Below are 23476 nucleotides of genomic sequence, written 5' to 3' on the forward strand. Positions count from 1 at the left end.
CGTCTCGCCGTTGGGATGGGAACACATCAATCTAACCGGGGAATATCGCTGGCCCAAATCCTTAGCGTAGGATTCCGCCCCCTCCCGCAAACGCCCCCCAGAAGGTTAAAGAGCGGCGTTCCCAGCGCGCAGGCAATGATGTCCATTTCTGAAATCGTGATGCGGACGTACGTCCCGTCCAGGATCTTCTCGATACGACCGGTGGGTAGCTTACTTAACGCAGCCAGCTCTTGGGTCGGCAGATTACTGCGCGCGCAAAGGGTTCTCACGCGGCTACCGAAACGTGAACGCAAAATTACGCTGTCAACCACAACGACTCCATGGACTTCCTGTTCAGTGCGCAAGTCGAAAACACTGGTCGTCCGCACGGCACTTGGATACGGCTGCAATCGGGTTTACGGTTTGCGCCGTCACTTGGCACGATAGGCTAGTAGAGATTAGCTATCACGCGCTGCCGACTCCTCTGTCTCACATGATCTGAATTATCCGACTAAGGAACCTTACTCCATTACCTTGAGAGTGCCGCTGAGTCACTTCGAATAGAGCGGTTACTGCTCGACTATCAGCTCGTAAGGCGGATGATCACTTTGCCGTTTGACCCGCGAGAGGTTCCTCCAGACGTCAATGCTGGAACATCTTCCAAGTCGGCGATGAGCGTGATCCGCGGCGTTATCACACCGGAAAGGACCAGCTGTGCGAGCTCGATCAAACCCGCAGGAGATGACTTCGGGTTTGCGCCGCCTCCGATGTTAGCAGCGTCGATTTTGTGCTCTTTGAACCAGACCTCATCTGCTGCGCGCAAAGCGGAAACGATGCGAGCTCCTGGGGTTAGGATCTCGGTAACGCGGGCTATATCATCCGCCCCGTGCACCAAATCGAGCACCGCATCGACGCCCTTCGGATGCGCCAGGCGAATAGCGGCAAACACATCTCCCTCGCTGGCATCATAGGCCTCCTGTGCGCCCAAGCGTAGCGCCTCCGGTGAATCGCCCCGGGTAGTGGCAATCACATGAATTGTCAATCGGCGTCCAAACGGGACCCCCTATCGGCGCGCAAAAGGGACCCCTTTGGCGGCAGTGCGATCGGTTGATGCAGGGCGCTAGTTTCGCTCTGCTGGTGGCGTAGGGAGGGCGTAGCCCGACCGGAGGCAGCAGCAGAGCGAAGCAGTTTTCTTTCGGCCGCTGGGGCCGACTAGCTGCGATTTTTGAAGCGCCAGCTGTCGTTGCCGGTCTCGACGATGTCGCAATGGTGGGTAATCCGGTCGAGCAGCGCGGTGGTCATCTTGGGATCACCGAACACGGTAGGCCATTCCCCGAACGCCAGGTTGGTGGTGATGATCACCGAGGTTTTCTCGTAGAGCTTGCTGATCAGGTGGAACAGCAGCTGGCCGCCTGAACGCGCGAATGGCAGATAGCCAAGTTCATCGAGCACGACGAGTTCGAGGCGGCTGAGCTGGGCGGCAAGTGAACCCGCCTTGCCGATGCGCGCTTCCTCCTCGAGCCGGGTCACCAGATCGACGGTGTTGAAGTAGCGACCACGGGCGCCGGCACGCACGACGGCGGCGGTAATGGCGATGGCCAGGTGCGTCTTGCCGGTCCCAGTGCCGCCGACCAGCACGATATTGCGCTTGGCCGGCAGGAACGATCCGGCATGAAGCGAACGGACCAGCCCCTCGTTGATCGGGGTGCCCTCGAACATGAACGCGTCGATGTCCTTCACCACCGGCAGCTTGGCGGCGCTCATCCGGTAGCGGATCGAGGCGGCATGGCGGTGGGCGGCTTCGGCGCGCAGCAGATCGGTCAGGATCTCGGCGACCGTGCGCTTGCGCTGCACACCGGTGGTCACGGCCTCGTCGAACGCGCCAGCCATTCCCTTGAGGCCGAGCGTACGCATGGCGTCGATCATCTCATGCCGCTGCATCAAGGCCTCGTACTGTGTCGTAGCGTGCGCAGTCGGCAATGGGCGGATGGTTGAGCTTCAGATCGACCACGACGTCGAGCGGACGAGCCGGCGGCGGCTCGCGTCGCCGCGACAGGATGTTGAGGATCACCTCGTCGCTGGCAGCACCGGCATCGAGCGCTTCGCGGACTGCGGCCTCGACCGCCTCCAGCCCATCGCTCGATACGGCCGCCAGCACGCGGACGAAGCGGCGGTCGGCTTCATCTCCGCTGCCAAGCTTGCGCCGTAGCCGGGCAAGCGCCGGCGGCAGATCCCAGCCATGGAATGGCGCACCGTTCCTGAGCGCGCCGGGCTTGTTCACCAGCACCGGTAGATAGTGCCAGGGATCGTAGATCGTCCGGTCGCGCCCGAAGCAGCGAGGATGCTCGGCGACAACCTCGCCACCCAGACGGACGATAATCCGGTCGGCGTAGGCGCGGACCTGCACTGCGCGACGCACGGCCCTGGCCGCCACAGAGTAGCGGTTGCGGTCGAAGCTGATCAGGCAGGTTCCGGTCACCGCATGCTGGGTCTCGTGGAAGCCGTCGAACGGCGCCAGCATCGGTTGCAGCGCAGGCCGCTCCAACGCCAGGGCTTCGGCGACGGTCATATCCTTCTGTTCGGGATGCGCGTGCGTCGCCGCCCAGCGCCGGCACTCGGCCTCCAGCCAACCGTTCAACTCCTCGAGGCTGGCGAACCGCAGCCGGGGTTGAAAGAAGCGACCGCGTATCGTCTGAACCTGATGTTCGACTTGGCCCTTCTCCCAGCCTGCTGCCGGTGAACAGGCGGTCGGCTCGACCATGTAATGATCGGCCATAACCAGGAACCGCCGGTTGAAGACCCGTTCCTTGCCGACGAACACGGCCGTCACTGCGGTCTTCATATTATCGTAGATGCCGCGCAGCGGCACCCCGCCGAAGAAGGCGAAGCCGCGCGCATGCGCATCGAACACCATCTCCTGCGTCTCACGCGGATAGGCCCGGACGTAGACCGCGCGCGACGCGCACAGCCGCATCTGCGCCACCTTCACGCGCATCGGCTTGCCCGCGATCTCGACGTCCTCGTGGCTCCAGTCGAACTGGTACGCCTCGCCGGGCTTGAACAGCAGCGGGATGAACGCCGCCACGCCGTCGCCTGGATCCTTACGCCGCGCGTCTGCCCAGCGCCGGGCATAGCGCCGGACGGCATCATAAGAGCCCTCAAAACCTTCGCGCAGCAGTAGGTCATGGATCCGCGTCATCCGCAGCCGATCACGCCGATGCCGCGCTTCGTTCTCCGTCAGTAGGATGTCGAGCCGATCTCGAAATGGCCCGATCCGAGGCAGCGGCTGAACCGAGCGATGATAGTCAAACGCGCCCTCGGGAGCTCGGATCGCCTTGCGCACCACCTTGCGCGACAACCGCAAATCCCGCGCAATCGCCTTGATCGGCTTCCCATTGGCGTGCTCGCGCCGAATCCGAACAACTGTCTCCACCACCAACATCCCGATCTCGCCACCTGGAAAACCAGGCCGCTACCTAAACCATCGAAATGAGGGGTCCCTCTTGGACGCCGATCACCCCGCTACGGGGTTCCTTTTGCACGCCGATCCACAATCTGGATTCCGTCGTCATCGTCGAGCGCGAGCCTACGCACCATTCCCTCATAGGCGAGCCATGAGCCATCATTGTCTGTGGTGGTCATCACGTAACCGATGACAATGTGACTGCCCTGCTCAACCTGGCGGGCGATCGGCAGAAGCCAGCCGAAGCGGAGCGGCTGAGCTTTGGTGGTGATCGGGTTCAGCTTGGCGGTTCGCTCCCCTACCCAACCGGTCGCGATCGTCAGGAGGAAGAAGTAGAGGAGCTCGGCCGCGAACGCCGTCGACGAGAGCCGTCCGGGCACGTGGCCCAGCAACAGCATTTTATAGGGATTGGGATCGAAGCCGATGTTGAACCAAGGGTGCGCGCCTGCGATCTGCTCGTTGGCTGCGAATAAGATCGCGCCTGCGACATGGGCGCTGAGCGCCAGCGCTACGACGAGGAAGATCGTCTGATTGGAGTTGGGGTGATCGGGCCGGGGCGACACGAGGTCGTTGGCCTCGCCGATCCGCACGCCGTAATATCCTGCGAAGCCGGGCAGCAGCAGAACGAGCGCCCCCAGAAGCGCGTAGCCAAACGTCATAGGCTACTCGCCGGCCTTGCGCTCCTCAGCGACCTTCGTCACCGCGCTCTCATCGAGCTTGTAAACGCCATCGGCGGTGCGGACAGAAAGCTCCCTCGCCCGCTGCCAGCTACCAAAGGTACTGTGCACACGTCGGCCAAGGCTGATCGACTGAGTGGTATTGAGCTGCATCGGCGTCTCCCAGAGCGTCTATATAGCGCCGATGAGCTTCCGGTTCCACCTCTGCGTTGTCCGTCACTCGGGACTGAAGTAGCTCTTACCGCTGATCCCCGCCCGATCGAAGAAGGCCTGGTTGCGTCCGCGCGCGTCGTCGAGGAGAGCATCCCACCCCATGAGCTCGATTGACCCGCGAAACCCGTCTCTCGGCTGGTACACCCGCCCTCGGCCATCGGCGGTTCGCTGCCAGGAATAGGTCCATTCATCGAGCTTGCCGACAATATCAGCGACGATGAAGCAGTGAAAGACAGTGCGCTCATCCAGCTTGATCGGCCGTCCTTTCACGTCGGTCATAGCGCCCGACAACAGCTGACGAACGTAGCGCTCGACCTGCAGCTGCGGATTTTCGTCGTCGTTGTAGCTCGTCCGTCCTGGCCGCTTGAACTCGATGAGGAGGACCTTGGAGGAGTCTTCGACTTGCCGCAGCCCGTGGACGTAGTCGAAGATTAGGACATCGGGGCGTTCGGCGTTGGCCGTCGCCGCCGACAGGGCGCTGAAACCGACGTCCGAGCTGAAGTATTGCGCGAACGTCAGCCGCTCGTCGATGATCCAGAGATCATGCGAGCTCGCCGGCTCAACCTTGGCGGAGCCGCCAGCGAGCGTGGTCACACGCAGCGGGCAGATGAAGGAGTGCAGGATGTCCTCGCGCTGGTAGGAGCTGTCCCGGGCCTCGTCGCGGACCTTTTGGAGCAGGATCTCGATGAAATCGAGGACGACCTTCCGTCGAAGGATGTATTCAGTCAGGCTCCGCTGTTCGGTATCCTCGATCGCTCTACCCGCCTCGCTGACCGCGTCGGCGAAGGAGGCTGCGGTGCCGGTCCCGTCCTTGAGGCGTGATAGCACGGACTTGATCTTCTCGGCCTGCCGCTGATCGCGGCGGAACCGCTCGCGCGACAGATGGCCATAGATCGCGTCGTCGCTGAGCTCGCCCGACGGAATCTTCCCCTGCAATTCATCGGTGTCCCCAAAGGCGACCGACGGATAGGACTGGGTGATCTGATCGATGATGGCCCGTTGCTCGGTACTGAGTTTCGCAAGCGGCTCGGCCAGGAACCGCTCGATTTGCTCGGAGCAAACGTCGTTGATGATCCGGTCGAGAACGACGTCCTCGAACATAAACGCAGTCCGCTCCTGATTAACGTTTTTGTCGAGGAACTCGCCAGTTAAAACTGCGTGGAAAACGCGATCGGCGTTCTCACCGAAGTATTTAAGCCCGAGCTTGCCGTCGATGCACTGTGATTCCACCGTGCGATCATGCGCAATGAAGTGAACAAAGTGCGAGCCTTTCAGGTCGGCGCTAGCGACCTTATCGCACTCCATTAGCGTAAGTGTCAGCGCGCCATATTCCGCTGTTTCCAGGAGGATTCCAGTCTCCTTGCGGTGAACGATCTTGTCGATGTCCGAAGGATAGTTTCTGGTTTCGTCCCCCACGTGCACTGCAATCAAGGGACAGCGCCCGCCGATGAAAGTTGGCAAAAAGTGCGAAGTGAGATGCTGGAAGACGAAGCTGTCGCGCCCTGGGAAACGCGTCAGGTAGCCATTGTCCCGTAATCCGTCGAAGCGCACGTGGAAAGACGTACCCCGCTCGACCGGAGCCGCAACTTCGCTGTAGTCCGCAATCTGATCATCGTTTGCCAACCGAAACGTGAATGATCTGCGGGTCAGCCCCGTCTCGCTGCGGGAAACTGTCTCGATGCGCGTCGAGGTGAAGCAATCAAGCCAGAGCAAGCGTCCCACCCCCTTACCACCGATGCTGAGCTTGTTGTCGGTATCAGTGGTGGTGAATGATTCCCAGTTCTTCTCGTCCAAGCCGAGCCCGTTGTCCTCGACGGTTGCCCAGAATTTCTCCTTCTTCCGGTTGGTGTTCACCGTCACAACGATGCGGCCTTCGGTAGTTACCGCCTGGCCGTACTTGGTTTGGGTCGAATGGATGGCGTTGCTGATCGCTTCGAAAAGCGGCTGCATGGCCCCCGCCACGGACGTCGGCTTCGGAAGCCGGTCGATACGTTTGACGAGATTGGGCCGTAGCGATGTCATGGTGCGGTCCTACCCGGCTCCGCCGCGTGCACCAAGGTGGCTTTGCCCGTGACGAGCGGTGCCACCATTCCGGGTCTATCGGCGGATGTTGCGGGTCGCGCATGCGGTGCCGTTGGGCCCACCCAGAGCGCCACGGTCACACCGATCGTCACGGCGGCGACGATCGCGACAATGATCGCTCGTTTGAAGCGGCGAAACCAGGGTTCACCCTTCTTCACGATCGTCCAGTTCGCTTTCAGCGGCGACCGAGCCTCCACGAGGATCGTCGTGCAAAGGAACCGAAGACCGACAATGTCGGGTGCGGGCTTGAGCATGCCCTCGCGAAGCGTCTCGAGGTTGCCCCGAACGGTCGTCCACTCTTCCTTTTCGGGGTTTTCTCGGAGCTCGACACGAGAGTGCGCGCCATCAAATGAGGCAAGACGCCCAACCTTCTTCGAAGGATCGGTCTCGCTGGCATAGGCAATCGCTTCGGCCGTGATCGTGGCGAGGTCTTCGCGCTGTGCATCGATCCAGGCCTGCCGGAACTCGCTGATTTTGTTTTCCTTGCCGATCACGGCCGACATTGCGGCGATCAAACCCGCCACGAGGCCTCCAGCAAGCCCGATCACAGGTGGAAGCCAATCCTTAGCCTGCAAATCCATCTGTGAGCCCCTCTCCGCGGCGGTCGAGCGCGAACGTCACCATCTCAGGCATTTCCGGGTGCGGCCAGTTGGTCAGCAGAGACCATACGCACGCTGATCTCGTACTGCGAACGCAGGCCGTCGAGCAGGGCTACGCAATGGGCATCGACCCCCTCGGAGCGAGCAAACAGCTCCATCGTGTAGCGGCCACGAGCCATGGCGATCCCATGGCCATCGGCAGCTTGGGCGAAGACCTCTGGCCAGTGCACGACGCAGAGCCATGGCCAACCGTCGGCCGGTGCATCGTAGCGCGATATCAGCACATGGTCGGTCTGCAATTGGGAGGGGCGGTGATCGAGGAGATCGGGGATTTCAGGACGGCCACGAGGCTCGTTGATGAACCGATCGAGTTCCGCTTGTTCTGCGTCAGTTTCGATGATGATCGGATAGTAGCGGCCCAGTGGCAGCGCCTCCCCTCGGTTTCCTTCTGGTACGTCGATCACCATGACTCTGGGCGCACTGATAAGCGGCGATGGGTAGATGAGCCGCGTCCGAGCGAGGTGGTCAGCCAAGCGAAACGCCGGGTTCCGGCCAGTGGCGTCCTCCATCTGTGCTTCAGCCTCTACAGCTGGCCCGCATGCGCGGCGATCCGCGCCAGCAGGTCGTCGAACGGCGGTTGCTCGCGATAGTAAAGTGCAGCGGTCTGCCGATAGGAGCGCCCGAAGGCCGCACGCGTGTCGGCATGGTCAAGCCGAAATGCCGGGTTACGCGAAATGTCGGGATCGTCGGGTTGCGGAAAGCGCGCCGCCTTGTGAGCCAGATACGCTTCCGTGCCCACGAACGCCTGCACGCTCGCGTCGTCGAGGAGGCAGTAGAGGTCGTAATAGTGGCGCAGAAAGTTCTGGGGCAGCGTGCCCGTCTCCTGCTGGCGGCGAAATTTCGTCGAGATCGTCTGGAGCTTCTCGACCAGCGTGAAGCCGGGCTCATAGCAATGGACGTCGCGAGCCCGGTTATCGGTGAACTCCGAGGCCCCGTCCTGCACCGCCCGGTCGTAGGCCCAGGAGGAAATCAGGCACGGCCGGTTGGGCGCGACCTGATCGAAACCCGCTTCCAGGAGGATTCCGGTCTTTACACCTTCGGGGAGCGGGTTGAGCGCGGGATAGTGCAGGCGGATGCCTGCGCTGCGCATTCGCGCGTCGTCGAAGGCGTGGTCTCGCGAAGCACTGTCGAAGCCCGGGATAGCTAAGCGTGCCGGGAGCCCGTCATAAAAGCCGCGGCGCGCCTCGACATGCGTCGGCTTGTTCTGGTTAGGCCCGCGAGGGAGATCGGCCTCCGGATGGATGAGGATGTCGATATCTTCTGAGAAGCGATGGATCAGCTGGTAGCCTTTGGACAGAGAGGTCCCGCCCTTGAGCTCGAATCGAAAGCCGAGCTGCTGCAGGCCCCAGAGGCCGTGCATGATCCAATAATCCTTTTCGACCAGGCCGGGGTCGATCGCCAGATCGCGGGAGGTGACCGCGATCAGGTCGCGGAAATCCGAACTTTCATGAAGAAGCACGCCGTGTCGCTCTCAGACGGGTACGGCATGGAGCACTGGCGCCAGGAGGCGTTCGGCGCGCGCGGATCCGAAGTCCCGGACCGCGCGCGCAAGACGCGTCTTATCCATCGCCTGCGCACGCTGGAGCGCGCGCGGCAGCACGTCCGCCTTGTCCTCGGGCAACCGGTCCAGATTGTGGAGGAGGTCGACCAGGAGGACTTCCTGCGAGAGCTGGGCCGGCACACTCGAGCGCATCCGGAAATCGTAGGTTCGCCCATCGAGCTTGTAACGGCCGTGGCGCTTGCGGTTGTAGACCACTGGCTCGTTGTGGAGCTGTGTCGTTCCCACGCCCAGGCCATTAAAGGCACTCGGCGAGACCATCAGGAAACGATCATCGCCGAGGAAGCTCTTCACCAGCTTCTCGGGCGTCGCGGGAGCGCTACCGAAGCGAGTCTTGCGCGGAGCCATGTAGAGCCCGCCAGCGACCTTCTCGAGGCGCCCTTCGGCAAGCAGCTGCTTGAGGTGTCGATCGACGGACGTGGACCATCGCGCCAGATCCTTTCGGCGGTAAACCTGTCCTGGGCGCAGGTGCTTTGTGAGATCCGTCAGCGCAGTCATCGTCTTTCCCTCGCTCCGAGAGATAGATCGTACACTCCGCCTGTTCAACTTCTCATTAAAGATTCATGCAATGACGGACTCGGAGCGCACCTACGCGGCCCGTTCGGAGGGGAGGATAGACCTTCTTCTCGCACGAGCTCGCGGCATGAGGCCGCCCTAGCGTTGCCGATCAGGCTGGATCTCGGCCGTCGGCTCGTCCGTGTCCCTTGTACGGGCATCGGCAATCGAGGGGCGCTCCCCCGCTGCGAGGCGTTCACCCAAGGCGCGGTGGAGGTCCGCGAGGTCGGCGGACAGCCGATCCTCATCCCCTCCCCCGCTGCGTTCGGCCTGTGCGAAGATGTCGAGCAAGCCGGCGAGTTCGGGCTCGGCAAACAGTGCAGCGCTCTCCCCCGCTCGCCACAAGCGAGCAAGCTCGTCCGATCGCGCGTTCCGCGCCGACACCGAGCGGTCCACAGCTATCGTCGATGCGGGCGGCGCCAGCGGGGTTAGGCCCCTTCCCTCGATCTCAGAGCGAGTTATTGCGGCGAGCCTGTAACGCAGCACGCGCGTTTCCGGTCTGTCGGTCGGAGATGGATGGTACTGCCTTGCCAAGAGAGCGAGGAGCTCGGCCGAGCCGACGTTTCGGGCTGCCTTTTGCCATTCGACCAGGGCGCGGTCTTCCGACGTCCTGTCGGCCGGCTGAGCGAGTGCGAAGCGCTCGAGTAGTGCGTCGTCGGCGACGTCGATCGGAAGTGGCGCCGAATTCCCACTCGCAGCAGCATGGGCGAACGCGGCGATCTCCGCGACTGTCGTGAACTGGGCTCGAGTCAGCTCGCGATCCTCGATCGAGCGCGCCAGGATTGTCTCCAGCACCGGGACCAAGTCCGTCACCGCAGCCTGGCCGGCGTCGATCGTGTCGAGCCGGCTCAGGATGTCCTTCTGCGCCGCCTCGATGCGAGCGTTGCCCCTCGCCACCGTATCGAGCCGCCCCTGGATGAGGGTCAGCGCATCAAGGACCGCCGCCAGCGTGGTCGCCGTCACATCCGTGCTCATCGACGTGGACCGCCTTTGTCCGGTGGGCGGTCTCGGTCGCGCTGGGCGCGATCGCGTTCCTGCGTCTTGCGGAGGATGTCGTCAGCCTTGTTCGGCCCCGCCTCGGAGGATTGCTTGGCGGCCTCGTCCATCAGCGAGCGGAGGCGATCCGACATGCCCGCCGGACGATCCCCCTCCCCTTCGGGCTGGGAGCGCCCGGGCGCCTCTGGTGCAACTCGTTTGGCATCGAGCTGTTCACGCATTGCCCTGGATCGGGCGAGTGCGGCACCGAGTGGATCAGGTTCCTTAGGAGCGTTGCGGGCGCCATGCTCTGGCGCAGATCCCCGGTCGGCGCCGTCTCGCGTTTCGCGCGTCGTCCGCGCCGCCCGGACCGAGTTAGGCTCTGGCGCCGGCATTGAGGTCACGAACCGTTCAAGACTGTTGACGATGGCCTGGTCGACCAGTGAGGGTGACGCCGACAGCTCGGCGATCGAGCGCTCATAGGCGTCCCGAACGGTCGCGTGCTGGCGCGCCAAGATCTTCTCGACGGGATCCGGGAGTCCTGCCTCACCGTACCGCGCTGCGCGATCGGCGCGAGTCTTGTCGATGCGAGGAACCCCTCCCTTCTCGCGGACCTTGTGGGCGGCGATCGGCTCATGCTTCGGGTCGATACCGCGCGCTTTGGCCGGCGTCGCATTCGCCTCGATGCCGCGGTCGCGTAACTTCGTCGCGAACCGCTGGCGGTAGCGGAAAAGGTCATCGCGGTTCGGATGGAAGCGCCGTCCGTCGTGGTCGCGCCGCGCTACCGTCAAATGAACATGGGGGTGATCGCGATCGACGTGGAGCGAAGCAACCCAAGACCGGTTGGCGAACTCCTCGCGCGCGAAATCGAGGGCGGCCTCTCTCAACCGCTCGGGGTCGGTGCCGGTCGGCATCGACAGGATCATCGAAAGCGACGTCGCCCCCTTTCGGCGTGCGTCGTCACCCATCTCCCATTCGTGCCAGTCCTGGGAGAGGATCTGCATATCTCGGCCGTCGCGGATGACATCACCGTCGCTGGTGTAAAGCGCCAGCTCTTTGTCTGCACCGTGACCCAGACGACTGATGTAGGAAAAGTTCGCGAGGACGTGGCCCCCACCATGTTGGCGGCCGGTAATGCGGACCACCACCTCCGGCGCGCGACGGGCGGTCCGCTCCATCGTCGAGATGGCGCGGCGACTGGCAGCCGTTTGCGAGCTCCCTCCAAACGCACGTTTAGTTTGCAGCGGCGGTCGATAATCAACGGATCCCGTGCCAGGTTTCGACAGCAGGGATGCTGCCGCCAAACCTAACATGGTGCCGCCAGCCTTGGCAGCTTTGCCCTTTCCGCCACCTGTTCCGAGACGGTACTTCTTGGATGGCGCGAAGACGCCAGCCATGGTGTCGAGCGTACCGGAGGAGAGGCGAAAGCTCACCGGGTCCCCTCATCATGGGCACCGGTCCAGTATCCTACCTCGCCCCCAACGTAGGACGATAGCGATCGTCTGGTCGCGAACAGCTGTGCCTTGAGCTCGCCGCACGTCTCCAGGAAAGGCTCGGCGATACGGGCCAAGTCGAGGGTGCTCTCCGGCTGGATTGCCGCGTTCATGGCATGGACCGCCTGGTTGATGTTCCGGCCGATCGCCAGAACCTGCTTGCGCAGTTTGCCGATCTCACCTTGGGTCGCAGGTGCAAGGCGCAGACGCGCCGCCTTGTCCCAGAGTTGCCACCGGACCGCTCGCTTGATCCACTCATTGCGGGTCAGCCCCATCGGCGAACCAACCGCGTCGATCGCTTCGATCTCGCTGCGGTTGAGCCTGACAGTGACTCGGACCTGATCCTCAGGATGTCCCCTGCCCTGTTCAGCGGGCACCGGCAGGTTGTCATTTTCGGGCCCTAGCGCCGCGCGGGCAAGAGCCAAGGCGATCCAGGCGCTACGGGATTGTCCTTGCGCGGTGGCGACACGGTCGATCTCCGCGACCAGCTCATCTCTCAAACGCAGGCTCACCATCATCTCATCAGCCCCGTGCAGCGGCGCCATCTAAGCCAATGTATTACATTGGTGCCGGTTGCCATATCCTGCCATCCCTAGTCCCTATACCTACTACCCCAAAGAGCCCTCCCTTACAAACCCCTTCAACTCAACGACGCGGAGTGGGGCGTGATGCTGCCGTTCCGCGCAGCCGGACGATCATTCCCTGCTTCTATGGAGGGACCCGGATGGTGTTTCGAAGGGCCAAGTCTCATGCTACCCAAGTGCTAAAGGCCCCCAGTCCGGAGTAGGAAGATGCCACGCGCTGCCTCAAAGCCCGAAGATCTCGAAGCGATCGCCGCACGTCGAGCCGCCCTCATCGCGGAACTCGCGTCCGTGGATGAACAGTTGAAGGCGGCGGAATTGGCGGCACGTGATGCGGGTCGCCCCACCCTCCTCGCGGCGCTTGAACGGATCAAGATCGGAGCCATGGACAAGAGCGACGCCAAGGCAATCGCGTCCGCCATCGGCCAGCATGGCGGAGCCGCCGTCGCTCGACATCTCGAATCGTTGCAGGCCGCTTGAACCAACGGGCGACGTATGACTGCGGCGATTCAGAGCGGCGATATTTCCTCGTACCGCCCTGCCCGTCTCAGCTGGCGAACAATGCCGTTGAACGCCGCGGTGACTCCTTGCGAACGTCCAATCTCATTCTCCTGCGCGGCCGCGTCCCAATATTGCTCGAGCGGCCATCGCTCTGGGCAGTGGTGCAGCAGGCAGCGCAGGGCGAGCCGCACCTCTATGCCGTCGATCCGGCCCGAACCGAGCGGACGACGCCGGCGCGGAGGATGTGAACCGACAATGCGATGACGACGCGCTGGTGACGCGCAAGCGGCTCCACGGTCAGCGAAAGTCACGCGACTGGACCCGAACGACGTTCTCGGGGTCCATGCCGTCGGCGTGCGGCGGCCAATAACAGTTGCGGGGAGACGTGCTCCATCCTTTGTCGCCGCGGTCGGGGCTTCCGGCATGGCGAGCACCGTCGCCGCGACCGGTCTGGTGCGGGAACGACATGCCCCCGAGCTGCGCCAGCAGGTCGCCATGATCGATGATCCGGTCGCAGATGACGTGGATGACTTCACCCTCTTTCTGCACCCGGCCTTTCATGCCGATCATCGACGCGGACATGACGGTGCGCCGTTGTGCCTCAAACCGGTCGGGCCACAGAATGCCGTTCGCAACCCCCGTCTCGTCCTCGATAGTGATGAAGAGGACGCCCTTGGCACTACCGGGCTTCTGGCGAACGAGGATGATCCCGGCGACCTCGACATGGCGGCCATCCCGCAGGTTGGTAAGATCCGCGCAGCCCGTGATTCCTCGCCGGCTGAGTTCGTCGCGGAGGAAGGCGAGCGGATGGGCACGCAACGACAGCTGGAGCGTGCGATAGTCCTCGACTACCTCCCGCCCGTCGGTCAACGGCCTGAGCGTGACCAATGGTTCGACACCTTCCGGGCTGAACGCCTCGCTTGCCTGGTCGGCGGCCACGAACAGCGGCAACGGTGTTTCGCCGAGCCCCTTCACCTTCCAAAGACCCTGCCGGCGATCGGCGCCGAAACTGTGGAACGCGTCGGCATCGGCGAGCTTCTCGATCGCCGAGCGCTGTACGCCCGATCGCCGCCAGACCTCCTCGACGGAGCCGAAGCGCACGGTTCCGCGCGCCGCCACGATCGCGGCGCCATGGGCGTTGGACAGACCCCGCACCTGACGGAGGCCGAGCCGGACGGCATGGATGCGGCCCCTTCCCCGCTCCAGGGTGCAGTCCCATCGGCTCGCATTGATACAGGGCGGGCGGACATCGACGCCGTGCTCGCGCGCATCGCGCACGATTTGAGCCGGGGCGTAGAAGCCCATCGGCTGCGCGTTCATCAACGCCGCGCAAAACACGTCGGGATGATGGTATTTCATCCAGCTGGAGGCGTAAGCGATCTTGGCGAAAGATGCGGCGTGGCTCTCCGGAAAGCCGTAGCTGCCGAAGCCCTCGAGCTGGCGGAACGTGCGCTCGGCGAACTCGCGCGGATAGGTGTAGGTCAATTCGCCCAGATCGAAACGGCACGTCTCGGCGATATCCACGCTGGCGCGAAGCGCATCGGGATAGGCCGCGAACCGGCGGACCATCTCGGCCGGGGCCTTCAGCGCACGATCGGCATTGACCTCGCGGCGGTAGCCGAGCTCCTCGACGGTGCATTTTTCCCGAACCGCCGTCACCACGTCCTGCAAGAGGCGCGCCTCGGACGCGTGATAGAGAACGTCGCCGGTCACGACGGCACGCACGCCGGCGCTGCCGGCTTGGCGGGCGAGCGCGTCGATACGAACCGCATCGTCCGGACGGCGGCGCTGCGACATCGCCATATAGCCCCGCCGGCCGTAGATGATTTTCAGATCGCGAAGCGCAGCGGCGTTCGCCGCATCCGCTTCGTCGGGAAGTAAGATGGCGACGATGCCCCCGGACCAGGGTTCGAGATCGTGCCAGTGAAGCAGGCAGCCCCCCTTCCCTGCCCGGCGCTTGCCGACGGTCAGCAGCCGGGAGAGCCGCGACCAGGCGGGGCGGTCTGCCGGGTAGAGCAGGAGTTTGCGGCCGCAGCTCAGATCGACCCGCGCGCCGGCGATCGAGCGGACGCCGGTTGCCTTTTGCGCCTCCCAGGCGCGCACGATCCCGGCGACGGTGCCAAGGTCGGCGACGCCAAGCGCGGGGTACCCGAGCAGCGCCCCAGCCGCGAACAGCTCCTCCGGGCTGGAGGCGCCGCGCAGGAGTGAGAAATGCGTGAGCAGCTGCAGCTCGACATAGCCGGTCGCCGTCATGCGAACACGCCGTGGAGCCACCAGCTCAGGTCGCCGGTTTCGCCTTCCACGCCTTTGCCGCGCCGGAACACCCAGTAGCGACCACCGTCCTCGTCCTCGACCTGGAAATAGTCGCGAACACCCCACATCTCAGCGTCTCGCCGCCACCATTCGCCGTGGATCCGTTCGGGTCCATCGCCCGCGACGATTCGGTGCGGGCGTCCGCGCCATTCGAAGCGGCGGGGCGGCTGGTCTGGCAGAAGCGCGATAACTCCGAATAGCGGCTCGGGACGATCGAAGAGCCGGATTGGCCGGCGCCAAGCCGGCCAATCACCGGGCGGAGCACCAGGATCGGCTCGTATCGCCGCCCGCTCCGGCACGTGGCTCGGGACCGCCGCGATCCGGTAGACCGCGTGAGAGCCGATCCGGCCGGCCACGATATCGACCAGGCGGGCGGGGTCGCGCGCGAGCACCTCGCCTGCCAGCACGGCGCCCAGCGCCGTGGCATCCAGATGCTCGGTATGGGGCGCCACCAAGCGGAACTGCTCGAGGCCCAAGCCGGGATCGATCCGTTCGATCCGAAGCTTCAATAGCCGCAGGAGGTGCGGCACCTCGCGGGTCGGCCGCGACGTGCCTACGCCGACCGTCTGCTCGGTGCCGTCGACACGCAAGCCAACCAGGCGCAGCGTGCGGACGCCGAGCCCCCTGGCCTGGAGGACGGTCGAGAGATCGTCCAGCATATCCTGCATGACCTGCGCGATAGCGCCGGCCGTGCCGATCGGCTCCAGCAGACGGCGCTCGACGCTGGGCGCATCGATGTCCTCAATACCGATAATCGGCTCTGCAGCGCCGCCGAGCGCCTGATCGAGACGGGTAATCGCTGGCAGGCCAAGCCGTCGCGCGAGCGGACCGCGCGCGACCGGCAACAGGTCGGCGATGCGGTCGAGGCCGAACCTGCGGGCGGCGAGGAGCGCCGCGGGCTGGAGCCGTAACGCTGCCACCGGCAGCGGGGCCAGCGCGTGCGCGGTCGCGCCTGGTGGTACAATCGTGAGGTCGGCCGGGCCGAAGCGCGCGAGCGCATGCGCGCACCCGGGCGTGTCGGCCGTTGCCACGCGCGCAGTGAAACCGGCCCGGCGGCAAAATGCCTGCAGGCGGCGGCAGAACCGTTCCTCGCCGCCGTGGAGATGCGCGCAGCCGGTAAGGTCGAGCCACAGGCCGTCGGGCGGCGTCGCCGCGACAATCGGCGACCAGCGCCGAACGCCGAAGCGGGCCAGTCGCTCGAGGAGCGCTGCATCGGCATCGGGATCCGCCGGGCGGAAATCCAGATCGGAGACGAGCGCGCGGGCGTGGGTGGCCGCCATGCCGATGGTGATGCCGAGCGCGGTCGCGGCGGCGCACGCCGACACCACTTCTTCGCGCCGGCCGACCTTGCCGATCAGCGCGATCGGTGCGGTATCCATCGCAGCGGGCGAAGGCGAAGGTAGATCGCTCCGGGCAGAAGGCACGCTTGCATCGGCGCGCATGCGAAACGGGTGCTCGGCCCGCTCGGAGCGGCGACCAAGCTCGCGCATAGGCGGGCGGGCATGGGCCGGCATCGTCGCGATCTGCGCGGCGATCTCGCCGCGGGGCATCTCCCCTGCCCTCGCCCACCGTGCGCCCGGCCGCCAGCCGCCCCGGCGCGGGACCGAGCAGGCACCGGGTTCGTCATCGACGGGAAGCTGGAGCGGCAGCGCCTCAGCCGGCTGCGGTGCGGCGCGTTCCAGCCGTCTCAGCCGTTCGATGGCCAAGTGCGGCAGGAACAGCGAGACGACCCGTCTCATCGCATCCCTCCACGATCAGGGAGAAGCCCTCCCCACCACGCTGGCGGACGAGCTCGACCGACCATCGCGCCCTTCCCAGCCCTGCCACACCGAGGCGTTCGGATGGCGCGCTGGCGATCCTCCACCGCGTCCAGGCCGCGGACGGCTCAGAGAGCGGATCGTCCCCCCGTCGCCGGCGGCGGCGAAGGAGGAGGACCGGCACGTCGGCATCGGCGGCAACCAACTGCAGCCGCCGGGTGGCAACCATCGACATTTTGCTGACATCGCCGACGACCGCAGATGGCGTGCCGTCGCGGACCGCGTCTTCTACGACCGCGAGCAGCGCTGCATCATCTCGCGCGTGGGCGTAGATGACGTCAGCAGACGCCAACCCCGCTTGGGCGAGGCCGGGCGCATAGAGATCCTGGCGTGTGCTTGCCCACAGAACCGGGGCGCCGAGGTGGCGGACTTCCTGGGCGGCGATTCCGGCGAGGAACAGCGTGGCCGCCGCATCATCGACTACGCTGCAGCTGCTGGCGGACGCCTCATGCAGGGCTCCGGCTCGCAGGCCACCACCGCTGAGTCTCGAGTCGAGAGCGTCAGCGCCAAACGACATGATTCGGTGATCGCCGGGAGCTGTCGCGTAGGCGCGCAGGTTTGCGATCGAGGATGGTAAGGCGGAGAGGTGAATCGTCATGCGGGTAAGACTCGGAAGCGTTCCTCTTATGTTCCCCCCCCTTCGCCTGCGTCAAGCCGGTTGCGACATTCTGAAAGGCCCTGGGGACCGTCGAGAGACGGACTCGCGGTTTGGGCCCCCTCCCCTGCCGTCGGGTTTCGGCATGGTTGGACTGAGCCGAACCAAGTGTCGGCCCGGCGCGAGATCGCATACGCATAATCGGTGTAATACCGGTATCAGCCCCTCCCCTCGACGCAACGCAGTAAGGGCAGTATCGGAATTACTTGTATTACTTCGCGCACCCGCAGGTAGGGTTCGTTCGATGAAAGGGCTCGGCTCTGTTCAACGGGCCGGTCAGCTGCATTCCAGGCCGTCACAGTGGCCCAATGACCCGACATGAAGGCCGGAGCGGGCGAGGGCGGGCAGGGGGCGCTCTCGGGATCGAAAGTCGATTATCGGTATTGCTCGCACTAAGGAGAGCACGGGTGGTAGCGGTATTACCGGCGACTGGTCCGCATCGCGTTAGCGCCACGAACACCACGAACACCGGCATTACAGGTAATCCGTGATTACCGGGATTACCCGTAATCACGTTGCTGGATGCTCGCCCCACCGCACGTTGATGATACGGGCCCTACCGGCATTACCGAGAGTGCAGGCAGTCGTGGTATTACGGATAATCGCGATGTTCTCGGCATTACACCGCTTACAGAGAATATAAGGTGGCCGGTGGATGGGGCATCAGCATGGAGGATGAGTGTAAGCGAACTTGGCGACGCGTAGCCGGCCGCGAAACTTTGAGGCTTGGTGGGATCAAAGGGGAGTGGCCTCCCACGCGCAGCCACGGCAGATTAGCGGTATTACGCGTGTTACCCGCAACGCGTGCAGCGACGGCTGCCGCTCAAGGCTGGGGATAAGACAGAGACTACCGGGATTATCGCTATTAACGGTAGTCGCAGTATGATAGCGCAATGCCTGTAATACCGGAAGCACGTCGCTTCGATGAAGTACCGGTAATACAGGCTTCAATGAAGAGGAAACGATGCCGGTCATCACGCTGCTATCCCCAAAGGGGGGCGTCGGAAAGACGACCGCCGGCCTGCTGCTGGCGCTGGAGCTCGCGGAAGGGGGAGCGTCCGTCGTCATCATCGATGCCGATCCCAACTTTCCGCTAGCGAAATGGGCGCGCCTGCCCGGCAAACCCGATGGAATTGAGGTCGTACAAGAGGTCGACGAGGACGCGATCATCGACACAATCGACGCCGCGCAGAAGCGGGCGCGCTTCGTCATCGTCGATCTGGAGGGCAGGGCGTCAGCTCGGGTCACGAATGCATTGTTGATGACCAATCTCGCGCTAGTTCCGATGCAGGGCTCGGTGCTGGATAGCGATCAGGCCGCGCGCGCCTTTCAGAGCATCCGTCGAGCCTCGACCGCAGCCCGTCGCGAGATCGCTTTCGCGGGAGTCTATACCCGGACGCCGGCCAGCGCGCGTATCCGCTCACGCGTGGCCCAGCAGATCGCCGACGGCGTGGAGGAGGCGGGGATCCCGACCTTGCCGACGTCGATCGCCGAACGAACTGTGTACCGCAGCCTGTTCGCCCAAGGCGGAACGCTGGCGACGCTAGGGGGTGCCGCCGCCGGATCAGTCGAGACGGCCCGCGCGAATGCCGCAGCCTTCACGCATGACGTCCTTGAAGCGCTCAAGACCGCGAGGAGCGCGGCATGAGCGACAAGGCGACGAAACCAGCGCCCAGGCTTGCCGGCGTCACCAGCTTCGGCGACGACGACGACGACTATATCGCGCCACCGCCGCGCGAGGTGCGCGACCAGGCCAAAGCGAGCGGAGAGGCGATCGGCTTCGTCTCAGACAGGCCCGGCGCTCCGGCCGCGCGACCTTCGGTGAAAAAGCGGGCGCGTCAGCCGTCGCAATTCCCCGACCACTATAATCTGCGGTTGCGTGAGGGCGATCGCGAACGATTCGACGAGTACGCTTACCGTCACCGGCTTCCGAAGGGCGAGGTGTTCGGGATCATGCTCGACCTGCTCGAAGCGAAGGAGCAGGCCGAGGACAAATAGGCGACTGCCACGCGAGCCGACCACACAGGCGAGAAGCCGTTTCCAGATGACAATTTCGACGGTGCCGTTCTCGCAAGCCTGCGGCGGGCGAGCGGCCCACTTGGTGTTGCGCGTATTACCTTGTAATCGCGGTAGTGCGTGTAGATTCGGCGACCAAGATCGCGGCTGTCAGCTCGTCGCTGTCGATCTCGCCTCCGACATAACGGGCGCTAAGCTGCTCGACCGCTTCGGACAGCACGCCGCCCTTGAAGTGCACGCTTCCGCGGGCGAAGCCGACCTCTTGCTCGCGACGGGAACGCTCTTCATTGCTGATCGCGGGACGAGGCGTGGGGGGCATATCGGCACTCATGCTGCGGGCCTTTCCGTGACATTCCATAGCAGGGAAGGGGGGTACGATGCGAGAAACACGGCGCATCCCCCCAACGGTCGGACGGCCGAAGCCGCCCGATTCGGGGTCACTCCTCCCAGAATGGCTTAGGCTTCCGGGTGCGCTTGGCGGTGGTGGGGCGCGGGGCGGGCATTCCGTTCGCATCGATTTCCGCGACGATGGCCGCGAGCTCCGCGATCCAGGCTTGGGTGCGTGTGGTCTGGTCAAGCATGTGAACCTCCGTCTGTTCGTTTGAAGACGGGGGCGGCTGGACGATCGGGCGAGACCGGGGTCAGGGACCGCGGAGCGGCCGCGCAGCGGGGCGCGGGGGTGCCGATTTTCTCGGCAGGGAGCGAAGCGGACGGCCGTGAAAATTGGGGGAACCGCGCATCCTTGACGCCGGTCCCGGCCGATTGTCACGATGGGCGTGTGTCGACGACAGATTTCATTCGACTGGGGCACGAGACTGCCGATGCGCGACTCCGTCCGAGCCTCGCCCGGCCTTGCTGACGATCCGCTGCGGCGCTGCCGCGCACGTCGAGAGCGGCCGGAGCTGCTCTGGCGAAGGTCCTTAGGCAGGCAGGAGCAAGGGCCCCGGCGGGTGAGCGCCGGGGCCGCGACGTGTCACCGCTCATCCGCGCGCATGATCGTCAGCACGCGCACGGTTTGAAACGAGTCCGCCGGATCCTCCGAACCGGCTGAGAGGTCGCGGTTGTAATAGTCGATCTTCCACATGCAGGACGTGCCGTCGAACTCGAACGAGCCCATGTCATGCTCGCCATACGGGTCGTTGCCGTGGTCGAAGGCGTCGAAGTCGCGGACCGCCCGCATCAGCTCGGCGCGCTTGTGGAAGCCGCGGAACAGGGTGACGTCGCCGATGAGGGCGGCGATGCCGGCGGTCATCACGACCCGGTTCGCTCCTGGGCTGGTAATGTGCTCGCGCAGCCAGTCGTTGAGGCGCGCGATTTTACGGGGGCCGCCCTCCGGGCGTTCGGATTGAGGCGTCTGCTTGGCCATGATGGTCTCCTTAGCCTTCGACCCCGCCGATCGGGGCCTTTCGACAGGCGAGAGGACCGCCGGGGCATAGCGCGCCCGCGCACCCGCAGGGTCGCAACGAAGTGGAGAAGCCCGCTTGCGGGCTTGCGTGGGGAAGCGAACCGGCGAGGACGTCGGAGCCCAAAAGCGCCCCTCGCATCAGCGGCAGGCGAGAGACCTGGCCGTCGGCCAAGCCGCTGGACGGACGCGGAGAGCGGGAGCTATCGTCTGCGCCATGGAGACCGGAGCCGACATCATCGCCCTGTGGCCGCGCTGGATGAACAGCGCCGGCGCGATGCTGCGGATGAACGCCCTGGTGCGCAGCCGGTGCGCAAAGTGCGGGACTCTGCTCCGCGTTGAGCTCGAAGACATCGTGGCGCGCCATGGCCCCGGCTACTCGCTGTTCGATCGGTTGGAACGGTGCCGCATGGTCGCCTGCATCGGCTCGACCTTCTATGTCGCGTCGAGGACCTATGGACGCGACTGGGCGGCGTTGCTGCGCGATCCGGCGCTGGTCGAGAGCTTCGACACGCTCGCGCCGACGCGGACGGCGCTCGACCTGCTGCCCGCCGCAGCATCGTCCGCCGGCGCTGCGGCCGCCGAGCCGCGCCCTCATGTGTAACCGCTACCGGATCTCGGCGAAGCAGGCGGCGGTGATGCGCGCATGCGGGTTCGATCCGCCTTTTGCTCCCGACGCGGTGTTTCCGCCCGCGCGTGAGATCTTCCCCACGGGCAAGAAAACCGCGCGGCACGGGCCGGTCATCCGTCGCTCGATGGGCGGCAACCGGCCGCTCGAGATGATGTTGATGGAGTGGGGCTTCCCGACGAAGATCCCGAGCAAACGCAATCCCGAGATCAAGCTCGACAAATATGTGACCAACGCCCGCAATCTGTCATCGAGCATGTGGAAGCCTTCGCTCAACGTGCCCGACCGGCGCTGCATCGTACCGTTCACCCATTTCGCCGAGCCGCACCCGGAGGGCGGGAAGGGGGACGACAATCTGCCGAGGCAGATGTGGTTCTCGCTGCCCGACCAGCCGATCGGCTTCTTCGCGGGCCTGTGGCGGCCAACGGAGCGCGGCGAGGCGTTCGCATTCGGTACGACCGAGCCCAACGAGATCGTCCGGCCATGGCATCCCAAGGCGATGCCGGTCATTCTCCAGCCGTGCGATCTGCTCACCTGGCTCGACGGCACCGCGGAGGAGGCGCTGGCGCTGGTGCGGCCTTATCCGGGGCCGATGCACCATCAAGTCGAGACGCCACGTGGCGACTTAATCGAGGTAGACGCCTGAGCAGGTGGGGCCGGGGGTTCGATGCCCGCCACGGCCCCTCGGCAACGACGGCAGGGTAGGGGGGCCCGAAGGCCCCCCGGAGGCGTCACGCAAAGGGGTCATACTCGTTGACGATCGTAAGCGAGCTGTCGTGATCTTCGGCGGTGATGACGGCGTATTGGGTCCCGACGGCGATGACCATGGTGGCGACCATAAGGGTCCGGGCGAGGCTGAGAGCGGATTTGCGGGCGATCCAGATATCGTTGAACATGTCCGAGGCTCCTGTGAAGCCGGCGGGGTTCATCCCCGCTCGACAGGCGCCCGACAGGCCGGGGAGGGGCCGCGATCACTTTGTTGCCGCAGGCAAGAAAGCCGTAGCGAAGCGCCCGGACCCCTTGCGGGTTGATCGTACAAGGCCCCGAGCCGGACCAAGGATTACGCCTCCAAGAGCGGGGTGAACCCTGCCGGCGGGAGCGTCATGCTCGCGGCTGGATCGCCGGTGACGTCGACCTTGCGCGGACGTTGGCTGCTGTGCCAGGCCGCTTGTTCGGGACCCCTGTTCATCCAGGGCGAGTTGCGCGTGCCGGCGGCTTCGCTGATCGTTCCGGCGGAAAGAAGTTGCCCGTTTCCGGAAAGAAGTTTCCGCGTGCACGCCCCGTCAGTCGATCGTCACCCGCATGGGCCGAGACCCGCGAGGGGCTCGGTGGAGCGAAGCGGAATAGAGCGCGGTCCGGCGTCAGCCGGGAGACGGCAGCACTTGCTTGGTGGCCTCAACAGACCTCGCGTCAGTCCTGCTCTGGAGCGATGGCCGATACGTCGATGAGATCATCTTCGACCAACACACCGGTGACTTGCATTCGCCGGCCCGCGGCAGGCGGTCCGACACGGCGCATATCCAACCGGAAGCGGCCGCCCAGGTCGCGGCGAAGGAGATACGTATCGCCCTCCCGCAGCAGCAAACCTGTCTCTTCGATCCGGCTACCCAGTCTGGCCATCCCGGTTGCATAATCGAGCGCCAGCTCTCTGCCGAGGCCATTCGGAACTGACGGTGTGCTCATGGATTCACGTTGAGCAGAGGAGATGAAGATGGCTGACAGCAAGACAAAGAGAGGTGCTGCCGATCGCAGCAAGGTTGCCGGTGGCGAAGGCTACGAGGTGAGCTACTTCGCGCGCAAGCACGGGATCACCAAGGAGCAGGCACAAGATCTGATCAAGCAGGTTGGCAACGATCGCGACAAGTTAAATGCCGCCGCCGCGAAGCTGAAGAAGTAAGCCTCTACGAAG

General features: G+C 64.6%; 28 protein-coding genes. 6 read left to right on the forward strand and 22 right to left on the reverse strand.

The features are described from left to right. Positions 1-562: 562 nt before the first annotated feature. The 13 genes from ASE22_RS06965 to ASE22_RS07020 form a co-directional block, all read right to left on the reverse strand. Positions 563-1009, reverse strand: coding sequence for a zinc-binding dehydrogenase (locus ASE22_RS06965; protein WP_162257088.1), 447 nt, complete (start codon positions 1007-1009; stop codon positions 563-565). A 182-nt stretch (positions 1010-1191) separates the two neighbouring features. Beyond that, positions 1192-1920, reverse strand: coding sequence for an IS21-like element helper ATPase IstB (istB, locus tag ASE22_RS06970; protein WP_056356759.1), 729 nt, complete (start codon positions 1918-1920; stop codon positions 1192-1194). After that, a complete protein-coding gene (gene istA, locus ASE22_RS06975; RefSeq protein WP_056356707.1) occupies positions 1907-3421 on the reverse strand; it encodes an IS21 family transposase in 1515 nt (504 codons plus the stop codon). Before istA ends, istB begins: the two co-directional genes overlap by 14 nt. 80 nt (positions 3422-3501) lie before the next feature. Next, positions 3502-4101 (reverse strand): hypothetical protein, encoded by a 600-nt coding sequence (locus ASE22_RS06980; RefSeq protein WP_056356708.1) that lies wholly within the window; start codon positions 4099-4101, stop codon positions 3502-3504. Between the two features lie 3 nt (positions 4102-4104). Next, positions 4105-4272 carry a hypothetical protein gene (locus ASE22_RS27275; RefSeq protein WP_200956571.1) on the reverse strand — a complete coding sequence of 56 codons (168 nt, stop codon included), beginning with the start codon at positions 4270-4272 and terminating at the stop codon, positions 4105-4107. 63 nt (positions 4273-4335) lie between these two features. Then, a complete protein-coding gene (locus ASE22_RS06985; protein WP_200956572.1) occupies positions 4336-6354 on the reverse strand; it encodes an ATP-binding protein in 2019 nt (672 codons plus the stop codon). Next, positions 6351-6995 carry a hypothetical protein gene (locus tag ASE22_RS06990; protein WP_156407239.1) on the reverse strand — a complete coding sequence of 215 codons (645 nt, stop codon included), beginning with the start codon at positions 6993-6995 and terminating at the stop codon, positions 6351-6353. Before ASE22_RS06990 ends, ASE22_RS06985 begins: the two co-directional genes overlap by 4 nt. Positions 6996-7039: 44 nt before the next feature. Beyond that, complete coding sequence (locus tag ASE22_RS06995; protein WP_156407240.1) at positions 7040-7480, reverse strand: hypothetical protein; 441 nt, start codon at positions 7478-7480, stop codon at positions 7040-7042. A 116-nt stretch (positions 7481-7596) separates the two neighbouring features. Continuing rightward, positions 7597-8532 (reverse strand): nucleotidyl transferase AbiEii/AbiGii toxin family protein, encoded by a 936-nt coding sequence (locus ASE22_RS07000; RefSeq protein WP_056356713.1) that lies wholly within the window; start codon positions 8530-8532, stop codon positions 7597-7599. Positions 8533-8544: 12 nt separating this feature from the next. Next, positions 8545-9129 (reverse strand): hypothetical protein, encoded by a 585-nt coding sequence (locus ASE22_RS27530; RefSeq protein WP_056356715.1) that lies wholly within the window; start codon positions 9127-9129, stop codon positions 8545-8547. Between the two features lie 156 nt (positions 9130-9285). Next, complete coding sequence (locus ASE22_RS07010) at positions 9286-10161, reverse strand: hypothetical protein (protein ID WP_056356717.1); 876 nt, start codon at positions 10159-10161, stop codon at positions 9286-9288. After that, a complete protein-coding gene (locus tag ASE22_RS07015) occupies positions 10158-11594 on the reverse strand; it encodes a relaxase/mobilization nuclease domain-containing protein (protein WP_235538131.1) in 1437 nt (478 codons plus the stop codon). The genes ASE22_RS07010 and ASE22_RS07015 overlap by 4 nt, the downstream gene beginning before the upstream one ends. Then, positions 11591-12199 carry a hypothetical protein gene (locus ASE22_RS07020; protein WP_235538132.1) on the reverse strand — a complete coding sequence of 203 codons (609 nt, stop codon included), beginning with the start codon at positions 12197-12199 and terminating at the stop codon, positions 11591-11593. Before ASE22_RS07020 ends, ASE22_RS07015 begins: the two co-directional genes overlap by 4 nt. 246 nt (positions 12200-12445) lie before the next feature. On the opposite strand from ASE22_RS07020, the gene ASE22_RS26115 reads away from it, so the two are divergent. After that, on the forward strand, positions 12446-12715 hold the full coding sequence (locus ASE22_RS26115) for a hypothetical protein (RefSeq protein WP_082591519.1): 270 nt from the start codon (positions 12446-12448) through the stop codon (positions 12713-12715). 29 nt (positions 12716-12744) lie between these two features. On the opposite strand, the gene ASE22_RS27535 is transcribed toward ASE22_RS26115, so the two are convergent. The 4 genes from ASE22_RS27535 to ASE22_RS07040 form a co-directional block, all read right to left on the reverse strand. After that, entirely contained in the window at positions 12745-12927 is a 183-nt protein-coding gene (locus ASE22_RS27535; protein WP_235538133.1) for a hypothetical protein, read from the reverse strand. A 106-nt stretch (positions 12928-13033) separates the two neighbouring features. Then, positions 13034-14989 (reverse strand): helix-hairpin-helix domain-containing protein, encoded by a 1956-nt coding sequence (locus ASE22_RS07030; RefSeq protein ID WP_056356722.1) that lies wholly within the window; start codon positions 14987-14989, stop codon positions 13034-13036. Next, positions 14986-16563, reverse strand: coding sequence for a Y-family DNA polymerase (locus tag ASE22_RS07035; RefSeq protein ID WP_443028906.1), 1578 nt, complete (start codon positions 16561-16563; stop codon positions 14986-14988). Before ASE22_RS07035 ends, ASE22_RS07030 begins: the two co-directional genes overlap by 4 nt. A gap of 139 nt (positions 16564-16702) precedes the next feature. Beyond that, on the reverse strand, positions 16703-17464 hold the full coding sequence (locus tag ASE22_RS07040; protein ID WP_235538134.1) for an ImuA family protein: 762 nt from the start codon (positions 17462-17464) through the stop codon (positions 16703-16705). A 1021-nt stretch (positions 17465-18485) separates the two neighbouring features. Between ASE22_RS07040 and ASE22_RS07045 the strand changes: the two genes are divergently transcribed. Both ASE22_RS07045 and ASE22_RS07050 read left to right on the forward strand, forming a co-directional pair. After that, complete coding sequence (locus ASE22_RS07045; protein WP_056356727.1) at positions 18486-19169, forward strand: ParA family protein; 684 nt, start codon at positions 18486-18488, stop codon at positions 19167-19169. After that, positions 19166-19519, forward strand: a complete 354-nt coding sequence (locus ASE22_RS07050) for a hypothetical protein (RefSeq protein WP_056356728.1) — start codon at positions 19166-19168, stop codon at positions 19517-19519. Before ASE22_RS07045 ends, ASE22_RS07050 begins: the two co-directional genes overlap by 4 nt. Positions 19520-19634: 115 nt before the next feature. On the opposite strand, the gene ASE22_RS07055 is transcribed toward ASE22_RS07050, so the two are convergent. The 3 genes from ASE22_RS07055 to ASE22_RS07060 form a co-directional block, all read right to left on the reverse strand. Further along, positions 19635-19868, reverse strand: coding sequence for an antitoxin VbhA family protein (locus ASE22_RS07055; RefSeq protein ID WP_235538135.1), 234 nt, complete (start codon positions 19866-19868; stop codon positions 19635-19637). Positions 19869-19974: 106 nt separating this feature from the next. Further along, positions 19975-20118 carry a hypothetical protein gene (locus tag ASE22_RS26730; protein ID WP_156407241.1) on the reverse strand — a complete coding sequence of 48 codons (144 nt, stop codon included), beginning with the start codon at positions 20116-20118 and terminating at the stop codon, positions 19975-19977. 392 nt (positions 20119-20510) lie between these two features. Then, on the reverse strand, positions 20511-20903 hold the full coding sequence (locus ASE22_RS07060; protein WP_056356730.1) for a DUF3768 domain-containing protein: 393 nt from the start codon (positions 20901-20903) through the stop codon (positions 20511-20513). A 253-nt stretch (positions 20904-21156) separates the two neighbouring features. Here ASE22_RS07060 and ASE22_RS07065 point away from each other — a divergent pair, with 253 nt between their 5' ends. Together ASE22_RS07065 and ASE22_RS07070 are read left to right on the forward strand one after the other, a co-directional pair. Then, a complete protein-coding gene (locus tag ASE22_RS07065) occupies positions 21157-21543 on the forward strand; it encodes a hypothetical protein (protein WP_235538136.1) in 387 nt (128 codons plus the stop codon). Continuing rightward, a complete protein-coding gene (locus ASE22_RS07070; RefSeq protein WP_082591521.1) occupies positions 21536-22213 on the forward strand; it encodes an SOS response-associated peptidase in 678 nt (225 codons plus the stop codon). Before ASE22_RS07065 ends, ASE22_RS07070 begins: the two co-directional genes overlap by 8 nt. 85 nt (positions 22214-22298) lie before the next feature. Here ASE22_RS07070 and ASE22_RS27285 read toward each other — a convergent pair whose 3' ends face one another. After that, positions 22299-22463 carry a hypothetical protein gene (locus tag ASE22_RS27285; RefSeq protein WP_200956573.1) on the reverse strand — a complete coding sequence of 55 codons (165 nt, stop codon included), beginning with the start codon at positions 22461-22463 and terminating at the stop codon, positions 22299-22301. A 514-nt stretch (positions 22464-22977) separates the two neighbouring features. Next, positions 22978-23292: a DUF5818 domain-containing protein gene (locus tag ASE22_RS26125; RefSeq protein WP_235538137.1), complete on the reverse strand. Its 315-nt coding sequence runs from the start codon at positions 23290-23292 to the stop codon at positions 22978-22980. On the opposite strand from ASE22_RS26125, the gene ASE22_RS07085 reads away from it, so the two are divergent. Continuing rightward, positions 23279-23464 carry a DUF3606 domain-containing protein gene (locus ASE22_RS07085; RefSeq protein ID WP_056356770.1) on the forward strand — a complete coding sequence of 62 codons (186 nt, stop codon included), beginning with the start codon at positions 23279-23281 and terminating at the stop codon, positions 23462-23464. The two genes, ASE22_RS26125 and ASE22_RS07085, sit on opposite strands and share 14 nt — an antisense overlap. Positions 23465-23476 lie beyond the last annotated feature (12 nt).

The organism is Sphingomonas sp. Root720 (assembly GCF_001428605.1).
Taxonomy (GTDB): Bacteria; Pseudomonadota; Alphaproteobacteria; order Sphingomonadales; family Sphingomonadaceae; genus Rhizorhabdus.

Coding starts and splice junctions, on each gene's coding strand:
- istB (WP_056356759.1), bottom strand. CDS start 1,920: ATGCAGCGGCATGAGATGATCGACGCCATGCGTACGCTCGGCCTCAAG.
- istA (WP_056356707.1), bottom strand. CDS start 3,421: ATGTTGGTGGTGGAGACAGTTGTTCGGATTCGGCGCGAGCACGCCAAT.
- ASE22_RS06980 (WP_056356708.1), bottom strand. CDS start 4,101: ATGACGTTTGGCTACGCGCTTCTGGGGGCGCTCGTTCTGCTGCTGCCC.
- ASE22_RS27275 (WP_200956571.1), bottom strand. CDS start 4,272: ATGCAGCTCAATACCACTCAGTCGATCAGCCTTGGCCGACGTGTGCAC.
- ASE22_RS06985 (WP_200956572.1), bottom strand. CDS start 6,354: ATGACATCGCTACGGCCCAATCTCGTCAAACGTATCGACCGGCTTCCG.
- ASE22_RS06990 (WP_156407239.1), bottom strand. CDS start 6,995: ATGGATTTGCAGGCTAAGGATTGGCTTCCACCTGTGATCGGGCTTGCT.
- ASE22_RS06995 (WP_156407240.1), bottom strand. CDS start 7,480: ATGGTGATCGACGTACCAGAAGGAAACCGAGGGGAGGCGCTGCCACTG.
- ASE22_RS27530 (WP_056356715.1), bottom strand. CDS start 9,129: ATGACTGCGCTGACGGATCTCACAAAGCACCTGCGCCCAGGACAGGTT.
- ASE22_RS07010 (WP_056356717.1), bottom strand. CDS start 10,161: ATGAGCACGGATGTGACGGCGACCACGCTGGCGGCGGTCCTTGATGCG.
- ASE22_RS07020 (WP_235538132.1), bottom strand. CDS start 12,199: ATGGCGCCGCTGCACGGGGCTGATGAGATGATGGTGAGCCTGCGTTTG.
- ASE22_RS26115 (WP_082591519.1), top strand. CDS start 12,446: ATGCCACGCGCTGCCTCAAAGCCCGAAGATCTCGAAGCGATCGCCGCA.
- ASE22_RS07030 (WP_056356722.1), bottom strand. CDS start 14,989: ATGACGGCGACCGGCTATGTCGAGCTGCAGCTGCTCACGCATTTCTCA.
- ASE22_RS07035 (WP_443028906.1), bottom strand. CDS start 16,563: ATGCCGGCCCATGCCCGCCCGCCTATGCGCGAGCTTGGTCGCCGCTCC.
- ASE22_RS07040 (WP_235538134.1), bottom strand. CDS start 17,464: ATGACGATTCACCTCTCCGCCTTACCATCCTCGATCGCAAACCTGCGC.
- ASE22_RS07045 (WP_056356727.1), top strand. CDS start 18,486: ATGCCGGTCATCACGCTGCTATCCCCAAAGGGGGGCGTCGGAAAGACG.
- ASE22_RS07050 (WP_056356728.1), top strand. CDS start 19,166: ATGAGCGACAAGGCGACGAAACCAGCGCCCAGGCTTGCCGGCGTCACC.
- ASE22_RS07055 (WP_235538135.1), bottom strand. CDS start 19,868: ATGAGTGCCGATATGCCCCCCACGCCTCGTCCCGCGATCAGCAATGAA.
- ASE22_RS26730 (WP_156407241.1), bottom strand. CDS start 20,118: ATGCTTGACCAGACCACACGCACCCAAGCCTGGATCGCGGAGCTCGCG.
- ASE22_RS07060 (WP_056356730.1), bottom strand. CDS start 20,903: ATGGCCAAGCAGACGCCTCAATCCGAACGCCCGGAGGGCGGCCCCCGT.
- ASE22_RS07065 (WP_235538136.1), top strand. CDS start 21,157: ATGGAGACCGGAGCCGACATCATCGCCCTGTGGCCGCGCTGGATGAAC.
- ASE22_RS07070 (WP_082591521.1), top strand. CDS start 21,536: ATGTGTAACCGCTACCGGATCTCGGCGAAGCAGGCGGCGGTGATGCGC.
- ASE22_RS27285 (WP_200956573.1), bottom strand. CDS start 22,463: ATGTTCAACGATATCTGGATCGCCCGCAAATCCGCTCTCAGCCTCGCC.
- ASE22_RS07085 (WP_056356770.1), top strand. CDS start 23,279: ATGGCTGACAGCAAGACAAAGAGAGGTGCTGCCGATCGCAGCAAGGTT.